The following is a 23580-nucleotide window of genomic DNA, read 5'->3' as shown; positions in this document are numbered from 1 at the left end:
CGCGGCTATGCGCCTGAAGTGGCTGACCAATTTCAACACCCTGTTGCTGGTAACCGTGTGTATCGCCTTGGGCGCCACCCTTTGGTGGTCGCAGCGGGCCCTTGAGCGCCCCTACCAGTTGATGGAGCGCTACCTGGGCCTGTCCCAGCAGTTCCAGAACCAGGCGGCCCGCAACATCCAGGCGTACCTGGGCAGCGGCGATGCCCTGCGCCATGCCGCGGCGATGGAGGCCAACCAGCAGTTGCAGGCCGCGCTGGCCGAGTGGCCCAGCGAACTGGCCGACAAACTGCGCCCCAGCCTGGACAGCCTGCAGGCCTTTACCGCCGAGGAGCTGCTGGCCGCCGGCAAGCTGGCTGGTGACCCGCAAGCCCTGCTGCTGCAAGCCGAGCGGGAACTGGGCGCCAACTTCGAACAACTGGCCGGCTACGCCCGCGACAGCGGCAGCGCCGACGCCAACCGCTACCTGGTGCCACTGCTCGACGCCACCGTGCACCTCGGTCGCCTGTCGCTGGCCCGGGACAAGCTGGTCAGCAGCGGTCGCCCCGAGCTGGCTGACGAAGTGGAGCGCGAGCTGCAACTGATCCGTGCCCAGGCCCAGGCGATCGATGCCTTGCCCTTGCTCGGCGTAACCCGTAGCGCCGAGTCCGGTGCCGACGACTTCGCCGCGATGATGGGCCTGGAAACCCAGGCCAGCGCCCAGCAGGAAGACATTGCCGTCGGCCTCAAGCGCGAACTGCAGAGCCTGCTCGGCCGCTACCCGGCCGAACTGCAGCGCACCCGCGAACAGATCGAGCGGCGCGTCGCCCTGGCTGCCAGCACTGGCCAACGCCTGGAGGCCGTGCAACAGGCCATTGCGGCACTGGAGCCCGAGGTACGCGGCCAGCATGCGAAAATTGCCGGCGAAGTGCGCATCATCCAGGGTCTGATGATCGGCCTGATCCTACTTATCGCCCTGCTGATCGACACCTTGCAACGTCGCCTGGCGCGCACCCTGACCGGCCTGGCCCCGGCCCTGTCGCGCTGGGCCGAGGGTGACTTCGCCGAGGCCATCGCCCTGGGCAGGACCAACCGCGAACTGCGCGACATCCAGGAATCGCTCAACCGCCTGCGCCAGTATCTGGTAGAGCTGGTCGGCACCATCCGCCACAACGCCGAGCAGGTGGCTGGCAGCAGCCACGCCCTGGCCGGCATGAGCGCCGCCCTGCATGACGGCGCCGAACGCCAGGCCGGCGACACCGGGCAGATCCGCGATGCTTTGGGTGAACTGGAAGCGACCATCCAGCAAGTAGCCGGCGACGCCAGCGCCGCAGCCGACGCCAGCCGCGATGCCGGGCGTGCAGTGGAACAGGGCCAGGCGGTGATCGGCCAGAGCCTGTCGGGCTTGCGTGAGTTGGTCGACGAGGTGCAGGGCAACGCCCGCATGATCGAGCAACTGGCGGAGGAGTCGGCCACCATCGGCGGCGTCCTGACAGTGATCCGCTCGATTGCCGAGCAGACCAACCTGCTGGCGCTGAATGCCGCGATCGAAGCGGCCCGCGCCGGTGAGATGGGCCGTGGTTTTGCAGTGGTGGCCGATGAGGTGCGTTCGCTGGCACAGCGCACCACCGGGGCGACCGGCGAGATTCAGGCACTGATCGACCGCTTGCAGCAGGCAGCCAGAAGCTCGGTGGCCGGGATGCGTGCGCAGCTTGAGCATGCCGAGGCCACGGCCAACCAGGCCCAGGCGGCGGACGGGGCGCTGGACGAGATCGTCTGTGCCATTCGCACCATTTCGGACACTGCGGTGCGGATTGCCGATGTCACGGCGCAGCAGAGTGGTGCCGTGAGTGAGATTCGCGACCACAGCGAGCGAATTCATGAGCTGGGTGAGGACAACCTGCAGCGCATTGGCGAGGGGCGCGAGCAAGGCGAGCAGTTGCTGAGTTTGGGGGGTGAACTGAACCGGGCGGTGCGGGCCTTCAGAGTCTAGGTTGGCCTGTGCTGGCCTCTTCGCGGGTAAACCCGCTCCCACAGGGATAGCCTATGCGGACGAGGGGGGAGCGGGTTTACCCGCGAAGAGGCCGGCACAGGCAGCACATGAGCCAGCGGCCATGTGTCGCCCCCGCAACCAGCATGGCCCCAACCCGCACCAACTCCGCTATCATGCCCAGCACGTTCCACCTCGCGAGTCCGCCATGCGCCGCCTGTTTTTCCTGCTGTTCCTGCTGCTGGCCAGCCCTGCCTTCGCCACGGGCCTGCTCGACAACCGCCCCAGCGCCACCCTCGGCGCAGCTTCGCTGGCCAACAACGCCGACTTCCTGCCGGTACACGAAGCGTTCAAGCTCAGCCTGGTCCAGGCCGATGCGCAAACCATCAAGCTGCGCTTCGTCGCAACCGACGGCTACTACCTCTATCGCCACCGTTTCCAGTTCCGCACCGAACCGGCCGACATTGCCCTGGGCACACCAAGCATCCCCAAGGGCGAGGCCAAGCACGATGAGTTCTTCGGCGATGTCGAGGTGTACCACGGCGTGCTCGATATCGAGCTGCCGCGCAATGACCCGCGCGCCTTCACCCTGCTGGTGGGCTACCAGGGCTGCGCCGACAAAGGCCTGTGCTACCCGCCAGAAACCGCACGCCTGAACATCGATGGCGAAGGCGGCAAAAGCACCCCGGCCGGCGGTGAACACGCCTGGACCTGGAAGTCGCTGCTGCTGTTCTTCCTCGCTGGGGTCGGCCTGACGTTCACCCCCTGCGTGCTGCCGATGCTGCCGATCCTTTCCGGCGTGGTGCTGCGCGGCCAGGCCGGCGGCCTGCGCGGGCTGGCGCTGTCGCTTGCCTATGTGCTGCCGATGGCGGCCAGCTTTGCGGTACTCGGTGCGTTGATGGGGTTGTTCGGCGCCGGCCTGAACCTGCAGGCGCGCCTGCAGTCGGCCTGGGTACTGGTGCCCTTCGCTCTGTTTTTCGTGGTGTTCGCCCTGGCCATGTTCGGCCTGTTCGAACTTAAACTGCCGCAAGCCCTGAGCAACCGCCTGAACAATGTCGCCAGCCACACCCGGGGCGGCTCGCTGCTGGGCGCGGCAATATTGGGCGTCCTCTCCAGCCTGCTGGTTTCGCCCTGTGTGTCGGCGCCGCTGGCCGGTGCGCTGCTGTACATCAGCGCCAGCGGCGATGCCCTGGGCGGCGCACTCAAGCTGTTCGCCCTGGGCCTGGGCATGGGCGCACCATTGCTGCTGGTGGCCACCGGTGGCGCGGCCTGGCTGCCGAAAAGCGGCCCCTGGCTGAACACGGTGAAGAATGCCATCGGCGTCCTGCTGCTGGGCTTGGCCATCGGCTTGCTCAGCCGAGTGCTGCCAGGCCCGCTGACCTTGCTGCTGGTCGGTTTCCTCGCCGCTGGCGTGGCGCTGTTCCTCGGTGCCCTCGAGTTCGTCGTCAAGACCGCACGCCAGCGCCTGGCCCAACTGCTCGGCCTGGCCCTGCTGGTGTACGCCCTGGCCTGCTGGTACGGCGCCCTCAGCGGCCAGGGCGACCCACTGCGCCCGTTGCCGCCGGCAACCCTTGTGGCCACCGGCAACGGGCCGGCGGTGCAGGCGGATAGCTGGCAGACCATCACTACCCCCGCCGCACTGGACGCTGCCCTGGCCCAGGCCAAGGCAGCCGGCCAGCCGGTGCTCTTGGACTGGTACGCCGATTGGTGCATCAGCTGCAAAGTGATCGAACGCGAGGTGCTCACCGCTCCGCAGGTGCAAGCGCAACTGGCCGGCTTCAAGCTGCTGCGTTTTGACATCACCGAAAGCAATGCCGAACAACGCAGCCTGCTCGATCGCTACCAGCTGTTCGGCCCGCCCGCTCTGCTGTTCTTTGCCGCGAACGGTAGCGAAATAACCGCTGATCGGGTCATTGGCGAGATAAATGCCGGTGAATTTGCGCAAATTCTCACACGCGTGCGCGGTAAAGTCGGTCTATAACTTCCCGCGAGCTGTGAAAAATCCAGAAATCAGTGACCAAATTTAATTATTTGGTCACATACTTCGCGCGAACCTCGGACATCGTGCTGGCTATTGCCGGGAACTGGACACTTGCCGTCGCTTTACGGCACACTCGCCGCGCTGTGTCGAATTGCCCTACAAATCCAAGGAATCCGCAGATGGCAACGCTACTGGTGCTCCACGGCCCCAACCTCAACCTGCTCGGTACCCGCGAGCCTGGCCACTACGGCGCCGTGACCCTGGCCCAGATCAACCAGGACCTGGAGCAACGTGCCCGCGCCGCAGGCCACCATCTGCAGTACCTGCAGAGCAACGCCGAATACGAACTGATCGACCGCATTCACGCCGCACGCAATGAGGGTGTGGACTTCATCCTGATCAATCCGGCTGCTTTCACCCACACAAGTGTCGCATTACGTGACGCATTGCTTGCGGTGAGCATCCCATTCATCGAAGTGCACCTGTCCAACGTGCACAAACGCGAACCGTTCCGCCACCACTCCTACTTTTCCGATGTTGCCGTAGGGGTGATCTGCGGCCTGGGCGCCAGCGGTTATCGCCTGGCCCTGGAGTCCGCGCTGGAACAACTGGCTGCCAACGCACAGCCCAAATGATGAAAACCCTGGCCTCAGTGGGCCAGGGTTCGAGAGAAACGTTTCAGATACGTTTTTTTGTATTTCGCCCCCTGACCGAACCTTTGGGAGTTGATGATTAATGGATATCCGTAAAGTCAAGAAACTGATCGAGCTGCTGGAAGAGTCTGGCATCGACGAACTGGAGATCAAGGAAGGCGAAGAGTCGGTCCGTATCAGCCGTCACAGCAAGACCCCGGCTGCCCAGCAGTACTTCGCACCGGCTCCGGTAGCCGCTGCCCCTGCTGCTGCCCCGGTTGCCGCCGCTGCCGCTCCGGCCGCTGAAGCCGCTGCCGCCGCCCCGGCCCTGAAAGGCACCGTGATCCGCTCGCCGATGGTAGGTACCTTCTACCGCAAGCCTTCGCCGACCTCGCCGAACTTCGCTGAAGTTGGCCAGACCGTGAAGAAGGGCGACACCCTGTGCATCGTCGAAGCCATGAAGATGATGAACCACATCGAAGCCGATGTCGGCGGTGTCATCGACGCCATCCTGGTAGAAGACGGCCAGCCGGTTGAGTTCGACCAGCCGCTGTTCACCATCGTTTGAATCGCGGAGAGCCAACGATGTCTGGGAAGCTCGAAAAAGTCCTGATCGCCAACCGCGGGGAAATTGCCCTGCGGATCCTGCGTGCCTGCAAAGAGCTGGGTATCAAGACAGTCGCCGTGCACTCCACCGCCGACCGTGAACTGATGCACCTGGGCCTGGCAGACGAGTCGGTCTGCATCGGCCCTGCATCGTCCAAGGATTCCTACCTGCATATCCCGGCAATCATCGCTGCCGCCGAAGTGACCGGCGCCACCGCGATTCACCCGGGCTACGGCTTCCTGGCGGAAAACGCCGACTTCGCCGAGCAGGTGGAAAAGTCCGGTTTCGCCTTCATCGGCCCGAAAGCCGACACCATTCGCCTGATGGGCGACAAGGTTTCGGCCAAGGACGCGATGATCAAGTCGGGCGTACCGACCGTACCGGGCTCCGATGGCCCGCTGCCGGAAGATGAAGAAGTCGCCCTGGCGATTGCTCGTGACGTCGGCTACCCGGTAATCATCAAGGCCGCCGGTGGCGGTGGTGGTCGCGGCATGCGTGTGGTGCACAAGGAAGAGGACCTGATTTCCTCGGCCAAGCTCACCCGTACCGAAGCCGGTGCAGCCTTCGGCAACCCGATGGTCTACCTGGAGAAGTTCCTGACCAACCCACGCCACGTGGAAGTACAGGTACTGTCCGACGGCCAAGGCAACGCCATTCACCTGGGTGACCGTGACTGCTCGCTGCAGCGCCGTCACCAGAAGGTACTGGAAGAAGCGCCAGCCCCGGGCATCGACGAGAAAGCCCGTCAGGAAGTGTTCAAGCGCTGCGTCGATGCGTGCATCGAGATCGGCTACCGTGGTGCGGGTACTTTCGAGTTCCTGTACGAGAACGGCCGCTTCTACTTCATCGAGATGAACACCCGCGTGCAGGTTGAGCACCCGGTGTCGGAGATGGTGACCGGTATCGACATCGTCAAGGAGATGCTGAGCATCGCCGCTGGCAACAAGCTGTCGTTCCGCCAGGAAGACGTGGTCATCCGTGGCCATGCGCTGGAATGCCGTATCAACGCCGAAGACCCGAAGAAGTTCATCCCGAGCCCAGGCAAGGTGAAGCACTTCCACGCCCCGGGCGGCAACGGCGTGCGTGTTGATTCGCACCTGTACAGCGGTTACTCGGTTCCGCCGAACTACGACTCGCTGATCGGCAAGCTGATCACCTACGGCAAGGACCGCGACGAAGCCATGGCGCGCATGCGCAATGCCCTGGACGAGATCGTCGTCGACGGCATCAAGACTAACATCCCGCTGCACCGCGACCTGGTGCGTGATGAAGGTTTCTGCAAAGGCGGCGTCAACATTCACTACCTCGAGCACAAACTGGCTAGCCAGGAGTGATCGCGTAGTGTGATGTACTGAAAACCCCGGACTTGTTCCGGGGTTTTTTATTGCCTGTCAGGGCCTCATCGCCGGCAAGCCAGCTCCCACAGGGATTGCACACGGCTTGAGGTCTATGCGGTCGAGGTGGGAGCTGGCTTGCCGGCGATTGGGCTGCAAAGCAGCCCCCCGGGTCCTACCCCTTCATCCGCGGCATCTCGATGTGGTGCTCATGCACCCGCCGGTACAAGGTTGCCCGCGATATTCCCAGAGCCCGCGCCGCATCGGCCGGCTTCCAGCGATGGCGGATCAGCGCATCCAGCAGCAACTGCCGGGCCGGACAAGACATGCTGCTTTCTGCCGAAGCGACCACCTCGCCGCGCACCTCCTGCGGCAGGTCCTGCACCTGCACCCGCCCGTCCTCGCTCACCGCACAGGCATAGCGCAACACCTGCCGCAGCTGGCGTAAATTCCCCGGCCAGCGGTAAACCAGCAGCGCCTGCAGCGCATCATCCGCCAACACCACCTCGACTCCGCAGGCCTCGGCTTCCTCGGCCAGCAACTGGTGAATCAACCCCAAGCGGTCCTCACGCTCGCGCAGCGGCGGCAACTCGAAGCGGGCATTGGCCAGGCGGAAGTACAGGTCCTCACGAAAACGCCCATCCTCCACCATCGCCGCCAAATCGCGGTGGGTCGCGCAAATCACCTGAATATCCACCCGCTCCCGCCGCGCCGCGCCCAGCGGCGCCACTTCACCCTCCGCCAGCACGCGCAGCAACCGGGTTTGCAGGTTCAGCGGCATGTCACCGATTTCGTCGAGGAACAGCGTGCCGCCATCGGCCTGCTGCAACAGCCCCTGCATACCTTTGCTGGAAGCCCCGGTGAAGGCCCCGGCCACATAGCCGAACAGCTCGCTCTCGATCAGGCTTTCCGGGATGGCCGCGCAGTTCAAGGTGACGAACGGGCCATCGCGACGCAGGCTTTGCTGATGCAGCTGGCGGGCGAACACCTCTTTGCCAGCCCCCGTCTCGCCTTGCACAAGCACCGCCAGGTTGCAGTCCTTGACCCGCGTGGCCAGGCGCAGATGCTGCTCGATACGGGCGTCCTGGGCCTGGCGCAACGGCTGCGCACGCTGGCGCTGTCGGGGTGCGCTGACCCGGCCGTACAGACCACCCAGGCCCGGCAGGCGTTGAGCGGACGATGCGTTCACGCGGCGCAACTGATCCATGTCGAACAGCTCGCCAATGTGCTCGGGCAAACGCCCCAGATGCTCCACCAGGCGCTGGCGCGCCAGGCTGTTGATCGCCTGCAGGCGGCCATCGCCATCCCAGGCCAGCAGGTAGTCGGGCTGGCTTTCCACATAGCCCGGCGTGCCATGGGCACGCATTACCCAATGGCCCTGGGCACTGTGCATGAAGAAGGCATTTTCGATCTCGCGCGCAGTCTGCTCGACCAATTGGCGGATCAGGTGCTGGCTGCGGCGGTCGTCCGGCGACTGCAAGGCCGAGACATCCACCACGCCCAGCAACTCGCCCAGCGGGTCGAACACCGGTGCCGCCGTACAGGTCAGGCCAATGAACGCGGCGCGGAAGTGGTCGCGCTTGTGCACCGTGACCGGCGCCTTGCTGGTCAACACCGCCGCCACGCCGCAGGTGCCCTCCTCGCCCTCCGACCAGCAGGTGCCCAGGTACAGCCCGGCCTTTCGGCAATCGTTGCGGATGGCCGACTCGACCCGGTAATCGATGGTGCGCCCCAAGGCGTCGGTGAGCAGCACGCAGTAGTCGGCACCGCGCACCCGCTCATGCAGGCGGGCCACGGCATCGCTGGCGATGCGCAGGAACAGTTCAGCGCGCTCGCGGCATTCGTTGAGCAGGCTTTGGGACAGGATGCGCGGCCCCTGCTGGGACCCGGGGTCGAGGCGGTACAGCTCCATGGAACGGCGCCATGAATCGAGGATCAGCGGTGGCACCGGCGCCTGCGGCAGGCGGTCGGCATTCTTCAGCACCCTGCTGACGCAGTCGACATGGGCTCGGGAGTTCGCGGCAAGCATGCAGGCCCTCCGGTTCTCGTTGCTGTTTTTATCGTTGTCCGGCCATTAAGCGCTTCCGGGCATGCCCCGACAAGCACTGCGTGATTACCGGCTGGCTTGAGACGCAGCGTCTCAGCGTCTCGGCCATGCCATACCTCGGCTGGCACCCGGCGTCTCGCCAGCCCGGCCATACGTTCCGGCCAGAGCGCAACGAAACCGCTCTGCCCCGGTGATTTCAGCCTACCCAAGGAAAACTGGCACCCCGCTTGCTCCAGCACTGGCAAACAAGAAACGAGGTGCGCCATGCCGCTACCCGCCCCAACTGTCGGCATCATTGCCAACCCTGCCTCTGGCCGCGACCTGCGCCGCCTGACTGCCAATGCCGGGCTCTATTCGAGTACCGACAAGGCATCGGCGATCCAGCGCCTGCTCGCTGCCTTCGGTGCTACCGGCATCGGTCAGGTGCTGCTGCCCAGCGACATGACCGGCATCGCCGCTGCCGTGCTCAAGGCCAGCCAGGGCCCGGTCGCCCAGGACCAGCACTGGCCGGCCATCGAGATCCTCGACCTGCCGCTGACCCAGACCGTTGCCGATACCCGCCTGGCCACCCGGCGCATGGTCGAACGCGGCGTGGCGATGATTGCAGTGCTCGGCGGCGACGGCACCCACAAGGCAGTTGCTGCCGAGGCCGGTGACGTACCGCTGCTGACCTTGTCCACCGGCACCAACAATGCCTTCCCCGAACTGCGCGAGGCCACCAGCGCCGGCCTGGCCGGCGGCCTGCTTGCCAGCGGCCGGGTACCGCCGAGCATCGGCCTGCGCCGCAACAAGCGCCTGCTGGTGAAGGTGCCCGAACAACAGCTTGCCGAATGGGCACTGGTGGAGGTGGCGGTATCGCCCCAGCGCTTCATCGGCGCTCGGGCACTGAGCCGCAGCGAAGACCTTTGCGAAGTATTCGCCTGTTTCGCCGAACCCCATGCCATCGGCCTCTCGGCCCTGTGCGGCCTGTGGTGCCCGGTCTCGCGCCAGGACCCGCACGGTGCCTGGGTACGCCTGAACCCCGGTGCTGAACAAGCGCTGCTCGCACCACTGGCACCCGGCCTGCTGCAAGGCTGCGGCATCACCGCTAGCGGCGCCCTGACGCCCGGCGTAGCCCATCGCCTGAGCCTGGCCAGCGGCACCCTGGCGCTGGACGGCGAGCGCGAAATCGAATTCGCCGAGCATGACAGCCCCACCATCACCCTCGACCACCAAGGCCCATTGAGCGTGGACGTCGAGGCCGTACTGGCGCACGCCGCCCGCCATCACTTGCTGGCCGTGCCCCGTGGCCATCGGCTGCACCCTGCAAACCCGTGTTGAGACAACCCCGGAGAACAACAAGATGTCCAATCAACTCAGTACCGAACAACTGCTGCATGCCTATGAAGTGATGCGCACCATCCGTGCCTTCGAAGAACGCCTGCACGTCGAGTTCGCCACCGGCGAGATCCCTGGCTTCGTGCACCTGTATGCCGGCGAAGAGGCTTCCGCCGCTGGAGTCATGGCCCACCTGCGCGATAGCGACTGTATCGCCTCGACCCACCGCGGCCACGGCCACTGCATCGCCAAGGGTGTGGACGTATACGGCATGATGGCCGAGATCTACGGCAAGAAGACCGGCGTGTGCGGCGGCAAAGGCGGTTCGATGCACATCGCCGACCTGGAAAAAGGCATGCTCGGCGCCAACGGCATCGTCGGTGCCGGCGCTCCGCTGGTGGCCGGGGCGGCGCTGGCGGCCAAGATCAAAGGCCGCGACGATGTATCGGTGGCCTTCTTCGGCGATGGCGCTTCCAACGAAGGCGCCGTGTTCGAAGCAATGAACATGGCCTCGATCATGAACCTGCCGTGCATCTTCGTGGCCGAGAACAACGGCTACGCCGAAGCCACCGCCTCGACCTGGTCGGTTGCCTGCGACCATATCGCCGACCGCGCGGCCGGGTTCGGCATGCCCGGTGTCACCATCGACGGTTTCGACTTCTTTGCCGTGTACGAGGCCGCCGGCGCTGCCATCGAACGTGCGCGTTCCGGGCAAGGCCCGTCGCTGATCGAGGTCAAGCTCAGCCGCTACTACGGCCATTTCGAAGGCGATGCACAAACCTACCGCGCCCCGGACGAAGTGAAGAACCTGCGCGAATCCCGCGACTGCCTCATGCAGTTCCGCAACAAGACCACCCGCGCCGGCCTGCTCACGGCTGCGCAACTGGACGCCATCGACGCCCGCGTCGAGGACCTGATCGAAGACGCCGTGCGCCGCGCCAAGTCCGATCCCAAGCCACAGCCCGCCGACCTGCTCACCGACGTCTACGTCGCCTACCCCTGAGCCGCGGATTACAAGAACAACAGGAGAATCACCATGGCAAGAAAGATCAGCTACCAGCAGGCCATCAACGAAGCCCTGGCCCAGGAAATGCGCCGCGACAACACTGTATTCATCATTGGCGAAGACGTTGCCGGCGGCGCCGGTGCCCCCGGCGAGGATGACGCCTGGGGGGGCGTGCTGGGCGTGACCAAGGGCCTTTACCATCAGTTCCCGGGGCGCGTGCTCGACGCACCGCTGTCGGAAATCGGCTACGTCGGCGCTGCCGTCGGTGCTGCCACCCAGGGCCTGCGCCCGGTGTGCGAGCTGATGTTCGTCGACTTCGCCGGCTGCTGCCTGGACCAGATCCTCAACCAGGCCGCCAAGTTCCGCTACATGTTCGGCGGCAAGGCGGTCACCCCGCTGGTGATGCGCACCATGTACGGCGCCGGCCTGCGCGCGGCGGCCCAGCACTCGCAGATGCTCACCTCGCTGTGGACGCACATTCCCGGCCTGAAGGTGGTCTGCCCGTCCTCGCCGTACGATGCCAAGGGCCTGTTGATACAGGCGATCCGCGACAACGACCCGGTGATCTTCTGCGAGCACAAGCTGCTCTACAGCATGCAGGGAGAGGTGCCGGAAGAGGTGTACACCGTACCGTTCGGTGAGGCCAACTTCCTGCGTGATGGCGACGACGTGACCCTGGTCACCTATGGCCGCATGGTGCATGTGGCGCTGGAGGCCGCCAACAACCTGGCCCGCCAGGGTATCGACTGCGAGGTGCTGGACCTGCGCACCACCAGCCCGCTGGATGAGGACAGCATCCTGGAAAGCGTGGAAAAGACCGGTCGCCTGGTGGTGATCGACGAAGCCAACCCGCGTTGCTCCATGGCCACCGACATCAGCGCGCTGGTGGCACAGAAGGCCTTCGGCGCGCTCAAGGGCCCGATCGAAATGGTCACCGCCCCGCATACTCCTGTGCCGTTCTCCGATGCCTTGGAAGACCTGTACATCCCTGACGCGGCGAAGATCGAGGCTGCGGTACGCAAAGTGATCGAAGCCGCAAGGAGTGCCGCATGAGCCAGATCCATACCCTGACCATGCCCAAGTGGGGCTTGTCGATGACCGAGGGCCGGGTGGATACCTGGCTGAAGCAGGAAGGTGACGAAATCAGCAAGGGCGACGAGGTGCTGGACGTCGAGACCGACAAGATCAGCAGCAGCGTCGAAGCCCCGTTCAGCGGTGTGTTGCGCCGTCAGGTGGCCAGGCCTGATGAAACCCTGCCGGTCGGAGCCCTGCTGGCGGTGGTGGTGGAAGGCGAAGCCGAAGAAGCCGAAATCGATGCCGTGGTGCAGCGCTTCCAGGCCGAGTTCGTCGCCGAGGGTGGCGCCGACCAGGCCCAAGGGCCGGCGCCACAGAAGGCTGAAGTGGCTGGCCGGCAGTTGCGCTGGTTCGAGCTGGGTGAAGGCGGCACGCCGCTGGTGCTGGTGCACGGTTTTGGTGGCGACCTCAACAACTGGCTGTTCAACCACCCGGCGCTGGCTGCCGAGCGACGGGTAATCGCCCTCGACCTGCCGGGCCATGGCGAGTCGGCCAAGGCCCTGCAACGGGGCGATCTGGATGAGTTGAGCGAAACCGTACTGGCCCTGCTCGACCACCTGGACATCGCCAAGGCCCACCTGGCCGGCCACTCCATGGGCGGCGCGGTCAGCCTGAATGTGGCGCGCCTGGCGCCGCAACGGGTGGCCAGCCTGAGCCTGGTGGCCAGTGCCGGGCTGGGCGAGGAGATCAACGGACAGTACCTGCAAGGCTTCGTCGCTGCCGCTAACCGCAATGCCCTCAAACCGCAGATGGTACAGCTGTTTGCCGACCCCGCACTGGTAACGCGGCAGATGCTGGAGGACATGCTCAAGTTCAAGAGACTGGAAGGCGTGGACGACGCGTTGCGCCTGTTGGCATCGGCCATCGCCGACGGCGACCGGCAGCGCCACGACCTGCGCGGGGTGCTGGGACAACACCCGGCCCTGGTGGTGTGGGGCGGCAAGGACGCGATCATCCCGGCCAGCCATGCCGAAGGGCTGGAGGCTGAAGTGCTGGTGCTGCCCGAGGCTGGCCATATGGTGCAAATGGAGGCGGCCGAACAGGTCAACCAGCAACTGCTCGCGTTCCTGCGCAAGCACTAAGCCCTTTCCGTGAGCCTGGAGAACAACAATGAACGACCTGAGCCACACCCACATGCGCGCCGCCGTCTGGCATGGCCGCAATGATATTCGCGTCGAACAGGTGCCCCTGCCGGCCGACCCTGCGCCCGGCTGGGTGCAGATCAAGGTGGACTGGTGCGGCATCTGCGGCTCCGACCTGCACGAATACGTCGCTGGCCCGGTATTCATCCCGGTGGAGGCACCGCACCCGCTGACCGGCATCCAGGGCCAGTGCATCCTCGGCCACGAGTTCTGCGGCCAGATCGCCAAGCTGGGTGAAGGCGTGGAAGGTTTTGCCGTCGGTGACCCGGTGGCTGCGGACGCCTGCCAGCATTGCGGCACCTGCTACTACTGCACCCACGGCCTGTACAACATCTGCGAGCGCCTGGCCTTCACCGGCCTGATGAACAATGGCGCCTTTGCCGAACTGGTCAACGTGCCCGCCAACCTGCTGTACCGGCTGCCGCAGGTTTCCCGGCTGAGGCCGGGGCGCTGATCGAACCGCTGGCGGTGGGCATGCATGCGGTAAAGAAGGCCGGCAGCCTGCTTGGCGAGACGGTGGTGGTAGTTGGAGCCGGCACTATCGGTTTGTGCACCATCATGTGTGCCAAGGCGGCAGGCGCGGCGCAGGTGATCGCCCTGGAAATGTCCTCGGCACGCAAGGCCAAGGCCAAAGAGGTTGGCGCCAGCGTGGTGCTGGACCCCAGCCAGTGCGACGCCCTGGTGGAAATCCGCAAGCTCACTGCCGGGCTGGGCGCGGATGTGAGTTTTGAATGCATCGGCAACAAGCACACGGCCAAGCTGGCCATCGACACCATCCGCAAGGCGGGCAAGTGCGTGTTGGTGGGGATATTCGAGGAGCCTAGCGAGTTCAACTTCTTCGAACTGGTGTCCACCGAAAAGCAGGTGCTGGGCGCGTTGGCGTACAACGGCGAGTTTGCCGATGTGATTGCCTTCATCGCTGACGGCAGGCTGGACATTGGCCCGCTGGTGACCGGGCGGATCGGGCTGGAGCAGATTGTCGAGCTGGGCTTCGAGGAGTTGGTCAACAACAAGGAGGAGAACGTGAAGATCATCGTTTCGCCGGGCGTGCGCTGATTGCACCTCAAAGGCAACACGGAACCTGTGGGAGCGGGCGTGCCCGCGAAGCAGGCGACGCGGTGCCTGGCACCGGCTTCGCCGGTGTTCGCGGCTAAAGCCGCTCCCACAGGGATTGCGCAAAGCTGAAGGTCACCGCAATACCTGTGGGAGCGGGTTCACCCGCGAAGAAAGCCACACGGTACATGGCACCGGCTTCGCCGGTGTTCGCGGCTAAAGCCGCTCCCACAGGTATTGCGCAAAGCTGAAGGTCACCGCAATACCTGTGGGAGCGGGTTCACCCGCGAAGAAGACCACACGGTGCCTGGCACCGGCTTCGCCGGTGTTCGCGGCTAAAGCCGCTCCCACAGGGATTGCGCAAAGCTGAAATTCACCGCAATAGCTGTGGGAGCGGGTTCACCCGCGAAGAAGACCACACGGTGCCTGGCACCGGCTTCGCCGGTGTTCGCGGCTAAAGCCGCTCCCATAGGGATTGCGCAAAGCTGAAATTCACCGCAATACCTGTGGGAGCGGGTTCACCCGCGAAGAAAGCCACACGGTACATGGCACCGGCTTCGCCGGTGTTCGCGGGCACGCCCGCTCCCACAGGTTCCGTGCCAGCTTTTCAATGCAGTGCAGGCTCGAAAGCTGCGCCAGCACATGCGTTCGCTGTTTCAGGATCCCATTCTGCGTCATACTCGGCAGACCTATTGCCCGGTTCTCGCCATGCGTTCACTGCTCCCCGTCACCCTGGTCCTGCTGCTCGCCGCCTGCGGCGATGGCGAATCGCTGCTCCCGCCGGACGCACGCCTGCCTGACGGTGGGCGGTACCGGGGGCAGGTGGTCGATGGCCTGTTGCAAGGCGAGGGCCGGATCGACTACCCCAACGGCAGCTGGTACGCCGGTACCTTCAAGGACGGCCAATGGCACGGCCAGGGCGAATGGCACGGCCGCAACGGCGAGGTGTATCGCGGCCAGTTCGCCGCAGGGCTGTTCCAGGGGCTGGGCGAGCTGACCACCCCGGGCAGCCACTATGCCGGCACCTTCAGCCACGGCCGCCGCGACGGCGAAGGCACCCTCAAGCAAGCCGACCAGACCTACCGCGGCCAGTTCAAGGACGACCTGTACGAAGGTGCCGGCGAGCTGGAACTGGCCGACGGCAGCCGCTACCAGGGCCTGTTCGCCAAGGGCAAGCCCAACGGCGCCGGGGTGCGCAGCGATGCCAGCGGCAACCAGTTCAGCGGCCACTTCATAAATGGCCAGCTGGAGGGCAGCGGCACCTACGACAGCGTTGACGGCGAGCAGTACATCGGCGAGTTCAAGGACAACCGCCTGGAAGGCCGTGGCCGCTACGAAAATGCCGATGGTGATGTGTGGATCGGCGAATTCAAGGACGGCTCGCTGGTTGGCGAAGGCGAACTGCTGGGCAGCGATGGCAGCCACTACAAAGGCACCTTCGCCGACTGGCGCCTGTCGGGCCAGGGCAGCCTGCAGCTGGCCGACGGCAGCAAGTATATCGGTGGCTTTCTCAACGATGCCTACCACGGCCAGGGCCGGCTGATCCTGGCCAACGGCAAGGTCGAAAGTGGCACCTGGAGCAACGGCGTGCGCGTACGCGACCAGAACGGCAAGCTGCTGCCCGACCCGCTGGACCTGGCGCTGCTCAACCAGGGCCGTTTGCTGGATGAAGCGCTGGCCCGGGTACCGCGCTCGGCGCCACCAGTTCAGCTATACAGCCTGGTGGTGGCCGGCGATGGCCAGCAGAGCGTGTTCATGCGCGAAGCCGACTATGTCAGCAACATGCTCAAGGTGCGCTTTGGCGCCAGTGGCCAGGTGACCCTGGTCAACCACCGCGACCACATGACCACCCGAGCCATGGCCACACGCGAAAACCTGACCCGCGCCGCCCGCACCCTGGCCGAGCGCAGCGGCCCCGAAGACCTGGTGTTCATCTATCTCACCAGTCATGGCAGCCAGGACCATCAGCTGGTACTCGACCAACCGCGCCTGCAGCTGGCCGATCTGTCTGCCGACGAGCTGGCGAGCGCGCTGGCACCGCTGAAGAACCGCGACAAGGTGATTGTCATATCCGCCTGCTATTCAGGGGGCTACATCACGCCGCTCAAAGATGAGCGCACGCTCATCATGACCGCCGCCCGGGCCGACCGCGTGTCTTTCGGTTGCTCGGAAGAAGCCGATTTCACCTATTTCGGCGATGCCCTGTTCGCCGAAGCGCTGAACCAGACCGACGACCTGAAACAGGCGTTTGAACTGGCGCGCGCCAGCGTTGCCGAAAGAGAACAAAGGGAAGGTTTCGAGGCCTCCGAACCGCAGCTGTGGGCGCCGCCGAAGGTGCTTGAGCACTGGCAGCACCTGCGCCGGCAACAGGCCGAAGATGCATTGCGTAACGCCGCACAGGCCAACGCGGGGGAACAGGCGCAAACGCCCGGCAGCCACTAAGCTTGTGTGTAACAAGGGAGAGACATCATGTATTTGACGCCTCAGCATGTCCTGCTTGCCGGTGCCACGGGTCTGACAGGTGAACACCTGCTTGACCGTCTGCTCAACGAGCCCACCATCACTCGCGTACTGGCGCCTACCCGCCGGCCATTGGCCGAGCACCCGCACCTGGAAAACCCGGTAGGCGACCCGGCTGTGTTCCTTCCACAACTGGGTGGGCGGGTCGATATCGCCTATTGCTGCCTGGGCACCACGCTGAAGCAGGCCGGTTCCGAATCGGCCTTCCGCGCGGTGGACCTGGACATGGTGGTGGCTTTCAGCAAGCGTGCCCGGGAGTTGGGCGCGCGGCATCTGCTGGTGGTCAGTGCATTGGGCGCCGACCCGAAATCGTCGATTTTCTACAACCGGGTCAAGGGTGAGATGGAGGAGGCACTCAAGGCTCAGGATTGGCCGCAGCTGACCATCGTGCGGCCGTCGTTGCTGCTGGGTGAGCGGGTCGAGCCGCGGCTCGGCGAACAGTTGGCTTCGCCGTTTGCCAGGCTGATACCCGGGAAGTACCGGGGGATCGAGGCTTGTACCTTGGCCCGGGCGCTGTGGCGGCTGGCGCTGGAGGAAGAGGACGGGGTGCGGATTGTGGAGTCGGATGAGTTGCGCAGGTTGGGCAAGAAGTAGGCTTCACTTGTGATGGCCTCTTCGCGGGCACGCCCGCTCCCACAGGTACAGTGATCACAAGAAGATTACACAGATCCTGTAGGAGCGGGTTTACCCGCGAAAGGGCCCTTACAGGCCACCAGTGGCCTGGAAGCCTACACCGGCCGCTGTCAGCAACGACAACGGCAGCAACAAGGTATCCAGCAACATGCTCCCCGGCAGGTCCAGCCCCGGATACGTTGGCGCCTCAGCCCCGTAACGATCCCGCGGGCAGCACCCGCCATTGATCACATACAAGTCCAGCCGGGTACCGGCATACACCACCGGTGCTCCGGGCTTGTTGGCATCCAGCGTGCGCACCGTGGCGCAGCCACCAAGCAGCACCAGCGCCATCAAACCCGCCAGCGCTCGCTTCAATCATCCACCCCGAAGTGGTGCTCGCCCCAGCGCGGCAACATGTCCTGAGGAATGTTCAGCAGGTTGAGAATGCGCGCCACCACGAAGTCGACCAGGTCGTCGATGGTCTGCGGCTGGTGATAAAAGCCCGGCGCCGCCGGCAGGATCACCGCGCCCATCTGCGACAGCTTGAGCATGTTCTCCAGGTGGATGGTGGAGAACGGCGCCTCGCGCGGCACCAGGATCAGCTGGCGACGCTCCTTGAGGGTAACGTCGGCAGCACGTTCGATCAGGTTGTTGCAGGCACCGGTGGCAATCGCCGACAGCGTGCCAGTGGAACAGGGCACCACTACCATTGCCGCCGGGGCGCCGGAGCCCGAGGCCACCGGCGACATCCAGTCTTCCTTGCCATACACGCGGATCTGCCCGTCGGCAGCGCCGGTATATTCGGTGAGGAAAGCCTGCATCGCCTGTGGCTTGGCCGGCAGCACCACGTCCGTCTCGGTGGCCATCACCAGTTGCGCGGCCTTGGAGATCAGGAAGTGCACCTCGCGGTCCTCACGCACCAGGCAGTCGAGCAGGCGCAGGCCATACTGGGCACCAGAGGCGCCCGTCATGGCCAGGGTGATGCGTTCCGGCCCGCTCACTTCAGTGCCTCGGCCAGCTTGCCGTGCAGGCCGCCGAAGCCGCCGTTGCTCATGATCACTACATGGGTACCCGCGCGGGCCTGCCCCTTGACCCGCTCGATGATCGCTTCGAGGCTGTCGGCCACCACGCTGGGCACTTTGCATTGCGCGGCGGTGGCAGCCAGGTCCCAGCCAAGGTTGGCCGGGGCGTACCAGATCACCTGGTCGGCGTCGTTGACGCTTTCCGGCAGGCCGTCACGGTGGGCACCGAGCTTCATCGAGTTGGAGCGCGGCTCGATCACGGCGATCACCGGGGCTTCGCCAACGCGCTTGCGCAGGCCGTCCAGGGTGGTGGCGATGGCGGTCGGGTGGTGGGCGAAGTCATCGTAGATGGTCACGCCCTGCACTTCGGCAACCTTCTCCATACGCCGCTTGACGCTCTTGAAGGCGCTCAGGCCTTCGATGCCCATGGCGGGCACCACGCCTACATGGCGCGCCGCTGCCAGGGTAGCCAGGGCGTTGGCGACGTTGTGCTGGCCAGTCAGCGCCCAGTCCACCACGCCCTGCGCTTCGCCGTCGAACAGCACTTCGAAGCGCGAGCCGTCGGGGCTGAGCAGACGGGCTTGCCACTGGCCACCTTCGCCGGTGGTCTGCACCGGGGTCCAGCAACCCATGCCGATCACTCGCTCCAGCGCCTGCTCGGTGGTGGGGTGGATGACCAGGCCTTCGCTGGGAATGGTGCGCACCAGGTGGTGGAACTGCCGCTCGATCGAGGCCAGGTCGGGGAAGATGTCCGCATGGTCGAACTCGAGGTTGTTGAGGATCGCCGTGCGCGGGTGGTAGTGGACGAACTTCGAGCGCTTGTCGAAGAAGGCACTGTCGTACTCGTCGGCTTCGACCACGAAGAACGGCGTATCGCCCAGGCGCGCCGACACCGAGAAGTTCTGCGGCACACCGCCAATCAGGAAGCCCGGGCTCATGCCAGCGTGTTCCAGCACCCAGGCCAGCATGCTGCTGGTAGTGGTCTTGCCGTGGGTACCGGCAACGGCCAGCACCCAGCGGCCCTGCAACACGTGGTCGGCCAGCCACTGCGGGCCGGAAACATAGGGCAGGCCCTTGTTCAGCACGTACTCCACCGCCGGGTTGCCACGCGACATGGCGTTGCCGATGACCACCAAGTCTGGCGCCGGGTCCAGCTGGGCCGGGTCATAGCCTTGGGTCAGCTCGATGCCCTGGGCTTCAAGCTGGGTGCTCATCGGGGGATAGACGTTGGCGTCCGAGCCGGTGACGCGGTGGCCAAGTTCCTTGGCCAGCACCGCCAGCGAGCCCATGAAAGTGCCGCAAATACCGAGAATGTGAATATGCATGGTCGACCTCGCAAAACATCGAGGCAGGGTAGCCCAGGGCGCGACAAATCGCACCAGATGTTTCGCTCAGTCGGCTCTGGTGATGCCGTGTTTGCGCAGTTTTCGATACAAGGTATTGCGGCTGATGCCCAAGTGCTCGGCGACACGGGTGAGGTGCCAGTGTTTTGCATCTAGCGTCTCCAACAATGCTTGCCGCTCCGCATCCTGTAGGAGCGGCCTTGTGTCGCGATCGGGCTGCGACGCAGCCCCTGCAGATTGGTCGGCGCTGCTGAGACCCTGGGGCCGCTCTGCGGCCCTTTCGCGACACAAGGCCGCTCCTACAGGGACGGTGCTGTTGCGGAGAATGGTGGGCAGATCCGGGAACGCGATGCGGGAGTCTTCGCAAAGTGCCACCAGGGTACGCAGCACGTTGCGCATCTGCCGCACGTTGCCCGGCCAGGCGAAGTCGAGCAGTGCCTGCCGCGCCCTGGGCTCGATATCGATCGGTTCTCCCTGCGCCTCCTGACGCAGCAGAAAGTCCAGCAACTGCGCCTTGTCACTGCGCTCGCGCACCGCAGGCAATGCCACTTCCAGACCATTCAGCCGGTAATACAGGTCCTCGCGGAAACTGCCCTGCTCCACCCGTTCCAGCAAGTCACGGTGAGTAGCGCTGACAATGCGCACGTCGACCGCCTGCGGCTCACCACCGATCGGCACCACCTGGCGCTCCTCCAGCACGCGCAGCAGGCGGGTTTGCAGGGCCAGTGGCATGTCGCCAATCTCGTCCAGCAGCAAGGTGCCGCCATCGGCCTGCAGCAGCTTGCCGCGCATGCCTTCCTTGCGTGCACCAGTAAAGCTGCCGCCGCGATAGCCGAACAGTTCGCTCTCGATCAGGCTTTCCGGGATCGAGGCGCAGTTGATGGCGACGAACGGCTTGCCGCGCCGCTCGCTGGCCTGGTGCACGGCCTGGGCGAAGGCCTCCTTGCCGCAGCCGGTCTCGCCGCGCAGCAACAGCGGCACATCGCGCTCGAACACCCGCACGCTGCGGCGGAAGTCGTTTTGCAAGGCGGGGTCGAGCAGGCAGATAAGCGGCTCCACTTCCCGCGTGGGCCGCGGCTGGGCGGCTGGTACCGACCACACCGGTGCGCGCGCCTGGCCACGCAGGCTGGCGAACACTTGGCGCCCGTCCAGGGTATGCAGCGGCCACGCCGTGCTGCCGCCAGGCGTGGCGCGGCTGAACAGTTCGTCGTGGCTGCAAGCGAAGAAGCGTTCCAGCGGTTTGCCCAGCACGCCACCACGCACCGTGCCCAGCAGGTTCAGCGCGCTCTGGTTGGCGGCGCAGATGCGCCCGTCACCGTCGAACGCCAGCAGGCCTTCGCTGAACAGGCCGACCGACTCGGCCTGCAGGTGAAAACGCAGCAGCCATTGCTGTTCGAAATGGCGCAGGAAGTAGCAGCTTTCGATCATCTTCGCCGACAGGTTGACCAAAGCCATGGTGTGGAACTGGCTCTGCCGGGAAACGTCGGGCCGCGCCGAAGACACATCCAGCACTGCCAGCAACTCGCCATGCGGGTCGAACACCGGGCTGGCCGAGCAGGTCAGGCCGGTGTGGCGACCGCGGAAGTGCTCGTTCTGGTGAATGGTCAGCGCCTGGCGCTCGACCAGGCAGGTGCCGATGCCGTTGGTGCCCTCGCGCGCCTCGCTCCAGTCAGCGCCCAGCCACAGCCCGGCACGCTCGAAGCTGCGCCGCTCGGTCGGCGCGCTGACGCAATTGAGGATCACCCCACGGGCATCGGTCAGCAGCACCGCATGGCCGGCCCCGGAAAGCTGCTGGTGCAGGCTGTTCATTTCATGGTCGGCAATCTGCAGCACCTGGCGCAGGCGCTCGCGGCTTTCCAGCAGGCGCCCATGCTCGAGCACCACCGGAGCCTCGATCACCGACGGGTCGAGGTGGTAGTCCTCCAGGCAGCGCAGCCAGGAGCGGGCGATGGACGGGTCACTGCCACCCTCCCCGGCCCCACCATGGGCGACGGTATGGACTTGCTGGGCATGGCGACTGAAATGATTGCTCTGCATTGTTGTAGTTCTCCGCAGATAGAGAGTCCCGCCAGCATCCTCCACCCGGGAAGGCTTTGCAATGCACCCTCCGGTTACGTGTCGCAAATGGCACAAAGTGTCACCCCCGCGCGTACCGGCGCTGGCACAGAGATCGTGGGCCCGGCCCAAAGGACCGAGCCAAGTCATTGATTTACCTGGCGCTCGAAACGCTGGCCCAACCTTTGCTCTACGCTTTCCAACTCCCTAACAAACACAATAGCCAGGAGACACACCATGCGTTACGCACATCCCGGTACCGAAGGCGCGAAGGTTTCCTTCAAGAGCCGCTACGGCAACTACATCGGTGGTGAGTTCGTTCCTCCGGTAAAGGGGCAGTACTTCGAAAATACCTCCCCGGTGAATGGCAAGCTGATCGCTGAATTCCCTCGCTCCACTGCCGAAGACATCGACAAAGCCCTGGATGCCGCCCACGCTGCAGCCGACGCCTGGGGCCGCACTTCAGTGCAGGACCGCTCCAACGTTCTGCTGAAGATCGCCGACCGTATCGAGCAGAACCTCGAACTGCTGGCCATTACCGAAACCTGGGACAACGGCAAGCCGATCCGCGAAACCCTCAATGCCGACATTCCGCTGGCGGTCGACCACTTCCGCTACTTCGCTGGCTGCATCCGCGCCCAGGAAGGCGGCGCCGCGGAAATCAACGAAGGTACCGTGGCCTACCACATCCATGAGCCACTGGGCGTGGTCGGGCAGATCATCCCGTGGAACTTCCCGATCCTGATGGCCGCCTGGAAGCTCGCCCCGGCCCTGGCCGCCGGCAACTGCGTGGTGCTCAAGCCGGCCGAACAGACCCCGCTGGGCATCACCGTGCTGCTGGAAGTGATCGGTGACCTGCTGCCAAAAGGCGTGCTCAACGTGGTACAAGGCTATGGCCGCGAAGCCGGTGAAGCACTGGCCACCAGCAAGCGCATCGCCAAGATCGCCTTCACCGGCTCGACCCCGGTTGGCTCGCACATCATGAAATGCGCCGCCGAGAACATCATCCCGTCCACCGTCGAACTGGGCGGCAAGTCGCCGAACGTGTATTTCGAAGACATCATGCAAGCCGAGCCAAGCTTCATCGAGAAGGCGGCCGAAGGCATGGTGCTGGCGTTCTTCAACCAGGGCGAGGTATGCACCTGCCCGTCACGGGCACTGGTACAGGAGTCGATCTACCCGCAGTTCATGGAAGTGGTGATGAAGAAGGTGCTGCAGATCAAGCGCGGCGACCCGCTGGACACCGACACCATGGTCGGAGCGCAGGCCTCGCAACAGCAGTTCGAGAAGATCCTGTCGTATCTGGACATCGCCCAGAAGGAAGGCGCCGAGTTGCTGACCGGCGGCAAGGTCGAAAAACTGGAAGGCTCGCTGGCCACCGGTTACTACATCCAGCCGACCCTGCTCAAGGGCAACAACAAGATGCGCGTGTTCCAGGAAGAAATCTTCGGCCCGGTGGTCAGCGTCACCACCTTCAAGGACGAAGCCGAAGCCCTGGCGATCGCCAACGACACCGAGTTCGGCCTGGGTGCCGGCGTGTGGACCCGCGACATCAACCGTGCCTACCGCATGGGCCGTGGGATCAAGGCTGGCCGCGTGTGGACCAACTGCTACCACCTGTACCCGGCGCATGCCGCGTTCGGTGGCTACAAGAAGTCGGGGGTCGGGCGTGAGACGCACAAGATGATGCTTGACCACTATCAGCAGACCAAGAACCTGCTGGTGAGCTACGACATCAATCCGTTGGGCTTCTTCTAAACCGCGTCGCCTGCTTCGCGGGTAAACCCGCTCCCACAGGTACTGCGCTTGCTTAAGGCGCTGTACACCCCCTGTAGGAGCGGGTTCACCCGCGAAGAGGCCAGGCCT

At 64.9% G+C, this 23580-nt stretch carries 17 protein-coding genes and 1 pseudogene; 13 read left to right on the top strand and 5 right to left on the bottom strand.

The window, feature by feature from the left end; genetic code table 11:
• The first annotated feature begins 7 nt into the window (after positions 1-7).
• From KDB76_RS03250 to accC, 5 genes are all read left to right on the top strand, one after another.
• Positions 8-1969, top strand: a complete 1962-nt coding sequence (locus KDB76_RS03250; RefSeq protein ID WP_038408615.1) for a methyl-accepting chemotaxis protein — start codon at positions 8-10, stop codon at positions 1967-1969.
• Between the two features lie 205 nt (positions 1970-2174).
• Positions 2175-3947: a protein-disulfide reductase DsbD gene (locus KDB76_RS03245; RefSeq protein ID WP_013970709.1), complete on the top strand. Its 1773-nt coding sequence runs from the start codon at positions 2175-2177 to the stop codon at positions 3945-3947.
• A 179-nt stretch (positions 3948-4126) separates the two neighbouring features.
• Positions 4127-4582 (top strand): type II 3-dehydroquinate dehydratase, encoded by a 456-nt coding sequence (gene aroQ, locus KDB76_RS03240; RefSeq protein WP_003255330.1) that lies wholly within the window; start codon positions 4127-4129, stop codon positions 4580-4582.
• Between the two features lie 100 nt (positions 4583-4682).
• Positions 4683-5147, top strand: coding sequence for an acetyl-CoA carboxylase biotin carboxyl carrier protein (accB, locus tag KDB76_RS03235; RefSeq protein ID WP_003257055.1), 465 nt, complete (start codon positions 4683-4685; stop codon positions 5145-5147).
• 17 nt (positions 5148-5164) lie between these two features.
• Positions 5165-6520 (top strand): acetyl-CoA carboxylase biotin carboxylase subunit, encoded by a 1356-nt coding sequence (gene accC, locus KDB76_RS03230; protein ID WP_003257054.1) that lies wholly within the window; start codon positions 5165-5167, stop codon positions 6518-6520.
• Positions 6521-6695: 175 nt separating this feature from the next.
• On the opposite strand, the gene KDB76_RS03225 is transcribed toward accC, so the two are convergent.
• Positions 6696-8549: a sigma-54-dependent Fis family transcriptional regulator gene (locus KDB76_RS03225; RefSeq protein ID WP_023662885.1), complete on the bottom strand. Its 1854-nt coding sequence runs from the start codon at positions 8547-8549 to the stop codon at positions 6696-6698.
• 282 nt (positions 8550-8831) lie between these two features.
• On the opposite strand from KDB76_RS03225, the gene KDB76_RS03220 reads away from it, so the two are divergent.
• The 7 genes and pseudogenes from KDB76_RS03220 to KDB76_RS03190 all read left to right on the top strand — a co-directional run bounded on the left by KDB76_RS03220 (position 8832) and on the right by KDB76_RS03190 (position 17273).
• The gene (locus tag KDB76_RS03220; RefSeq protein ID WP_013970707.1) at positions 8832-9887 is read left to right on the top strand and encodes an NAD(+)/NADH kinase; all 1056 of its coding nucleotides are present in this window, start codon (positions 8832-8834) and stop codon (positions 9885-9887) included.
• Positions 9888-9909: 22 nt separating this feature from the next.
• Positions 9910-10887, top strand: a complete 978-nt coding sequence (locus KDB76_RS03215) for a thiamine pyrophosphate-dependent dehydrogenase E1 component subunit alpha (RefSeq protein ID WP_015268810.1) — start codon at positions 9910-9912, stop codon at positions 10885-10887.
• A 33-nt stretch (positions 10888-10920) separates the two neighbouring features.
• A complete protein-coding gene (locus KDB76_RS03210; RefSeq protein WP_013970705.1) occupies positions 10921-11943 on the top strand; it encodes an alpha-ketoacid dehydrogenase subunit beta in 1023 nt (340 codons plus the stop codon).
• Positions 11940-13046, top strand: coding sequence for an acetoin dehydrogenase dihydrolipoyllysine-residue acetyltransferase subunit (locus tag KDB76_RS03205; protein ID WP_013970704.1), 1107 nt, complete (start codon positions 11940-11942; stop codon positions 13044-13046). Before KDB76_RS03210 ends, KDB76_RS03205 begins: the two co-directional genes overlap by 4 nt.
• A 52-nt stretch (positions 13047-13098) precedes the next feature.
• Positions 13099-14162 (top strand): annotated as a pseudogene (locus tag KDB76_RS03200) (2,3-butanediol dehydrogenase).
• A gap of 705 nt (positions 14163-14867) precedes the next feature.
• Positions 14868-16601, top strand: a complete 1734-nt coding sequence (locus KDB76_RS03195) for a C13 family peptidase (protein WP_038408613.1) — start codon at positions 14868-14870, stop codon at positions 16599-16601.
• A 27-nt stretch (positions 16602-16628) separates the two neighbouring features.
• On the top strand, positions 16629-17273 hold the full coding sequence (locus tag KDB76_RS03190) for an oxidoreductase (protein WP_013970700.1): 645 nt from the start codon (positions 16629-16631) through the stop codon (positions 17271-17273).
• A 108-nt stretch (positions 17274-17381) separates the two neighbouring features.
• Here KDB76_RS03190 and KDB76_RS03185 read toward each other — a convergent pair whose 3' ends face one another.
• The 4 genes from KDB76_RS03185 to KDB76_RS03170 form a co-directional block, all read right to left on the bottom strand.
• Positions 17382-17669: a YceK/YidQ family lipoprotein gene (locus KDB76_RS03185; RefSeq protein ID WP_023660805.1), complete on the bottom strand. Its 288-nt coding sequence runs from the start codon at positions 17667-17669 to the stop codon at positions 17382-17384.
• Positions 17666-18295, bottom strand: a complete 630-nt coding sequence (gene ubiX / locus KDB76_RS03180; RefSeq protein WP_013970698.1) for a flavin prenyltransferase UbiX — start codon at positions 18293-18295, stop codon at positions 17666-17668. Before ubiX ends, KDB76_RS03185 begins: the two co-directional genes overlap by 4 nt.
• Positions 18292-19641, bottom strand: a complete 1350-nt coding sequence (gene mpl, locus KDB76_RS03175; protein ID WP_024086190.1) for a UDP-N-acetylmuramate:L-alanyl-gamma-D-glutamyl-meso-diaminopimelate ligase — start codon at positions 19639-19641, stop codon at positions 18292-18294. The genes ubiX and mpl overlap by 4 nt, the downstream gene beginning before the upstream one ends.
• A 66-nt stretch (positions 19642-19707) precedes the next feature.
• On the bottom strand, positions 19708-21696 hold the full coding sequence (locus KDB76_RS03170) for a sigma-54-dependent Fis family transcriptional regulator (protein WP_013970696.1): 1989 nt from the start codon (positions 21694-21696) through the stop codon (positions 19708-19710).
• 255 nt (positions 21697-21951) lie between these two features.
• Between KDB76_RS03170 and KDB76_RS03165 the strand changes: the two genes are divergently transcribed.
• Positions 21952-23472 carry an aldehyde dehydrogenase family protein gene (locus KDB76_RS03165; protein WP_003257045.1) on the top strand — a complete coding sequence of 507 codons (1521 nt, stop codon included), beginning with the start codon at positions 21952-21954 and terminating at the stop codon, positions 23470-23472.
• The last annotated feature ends 108 nt before the right edge of the window (positions 23473-23580 follow it).

It is taken from the genome of Pseudomonas sp. JS425, assembly GCF_018223845.1.
In the GTDB taxonomy this organism is placed as follows: domain Bacteria; phylum Pseudomonadota; class Gammaproteobacteria; order Pseudomonadales; family Pseudomonadaceae; genus Aquipseudomonas; species Aquipseudomonas asiatica.
The sequence above is the reverse complement of the archived record's forward strand: the minus strand, read 5'-3'. Positions and strand labels throughout refer to the sequence as shown.

What these genes read in the sequence shown, in the direction of transcription:
- KDB76_RS03250 (WP_038408615.1), top strand. Translation starts at nt 8, where the DNA reads ATGCGCCTGAAGTGGCTGACCAATTTCAACACCCTGTTGCTGGTAACC.
- KDB76_RS03245 (WP_013970709.1), top strand. Translation starts at nt 2,175, where the DNA reads ATGCGCCGCCTGTTTTTCCTGCTGTTCCTGCTGCTGGCCAGCCCTGCC.
- aroQ (WP_003255330.1), top strand. Translation starts at nt 4,127, where the DNA reads ATGGCAACGCTACTGGTGCTCCACGGCCCCAACCTCAACCTGCTCGGT.
- accB (WP_003257055.1), top strand. Translation starts at nt 4,683, where the DNA reads ATGGATATCCGTAAAGTCAAGAAACTGATCGAGCTGCTGGAAGAGTCT.
- accC (WP_003257054.1), top strand. Translation starts at nt 5,165, where the DNA reads ATGTCTGGGAAGCTCGAAAAAGTCCTGATCGCCAACCGCGGGGAAATT.
- KDB76_RS03225 (WP_023662885.1), bottom strand. Translation starts at nt 8,549, where the DNA reads ATGCTTGCCGCGAACTCCCGAGCCCATGTCGACTGCGTCAGCAGGGTG.
- KDB76_RS03220 (WP_013970707.1), top strand. Translation starts at nt 8,832, where the DNA reads ATGCCGCTACCCGCCCCAACTGTCGGCATCATTGCCAACCCTGCCTCT.
- KDB76_RS03215 (WP_015268810.1), top strand. Translation starts at nt 9,910, where the DNA reads ATGTCCAATCAACTCAGTACCGAACAACTGCTGCATGCCTATGAAGTG.
- KDB76_RS03210 (WP_013970705.1), top strand. Translation starts at nt 10,921, where the DNA reads ATGGCAAGAAAGATCAGCTACCAGCAGGCCATCAACGAAGCCCTGGCC.
- KDB76_RS03205 (WP_013970704.1), top strand. Translation starts at nt 11,940, where the DNA reads ATGAGCCAGATCCATACCCTGACCATGCCCAAGTGGGGCTTGTCGATG.
- KDB76_RS03195 (WP_038408613.1), top strand. Translation starts at nt 14,868, where the DNA reads ATGCGTTCACTGCTCCCCGTCACCCTGGTCCTGCTGCTCGCCGCCTGC.
- KDB76_RS03190 (WP_013970700.1), top strand. Translation starts at nt 16,629, where the DNA reads ATGTATTTGACGCCTCAGCATGTCCTGCTTGCCGGTGCCACGGGTCTG.
- mpl (WP_024086190.1), bottom strand. Translation starts at nt 19,641, where the DNA reads ATGCATATTCACATTCTCGGTATTTGCGGCACTTTCATGGGCTCGCTG.
- KDB76_RS03170 (WP_013970696.1), bottom strand. Translation starts at nt 21,696, where the DNA reads ATGCAGAGCAATCATTTCAGTCGCCATGCCCAGCAAGTCCATACCGTC.
- KDB76_RS03165 (WP_003257045.1), top strand. Translation starts at nt 21,952, where the DNA reads ATGCGTTACGCACATCCCGGTACCGAAGGCGCGAAGGTTTCCTTCAAG.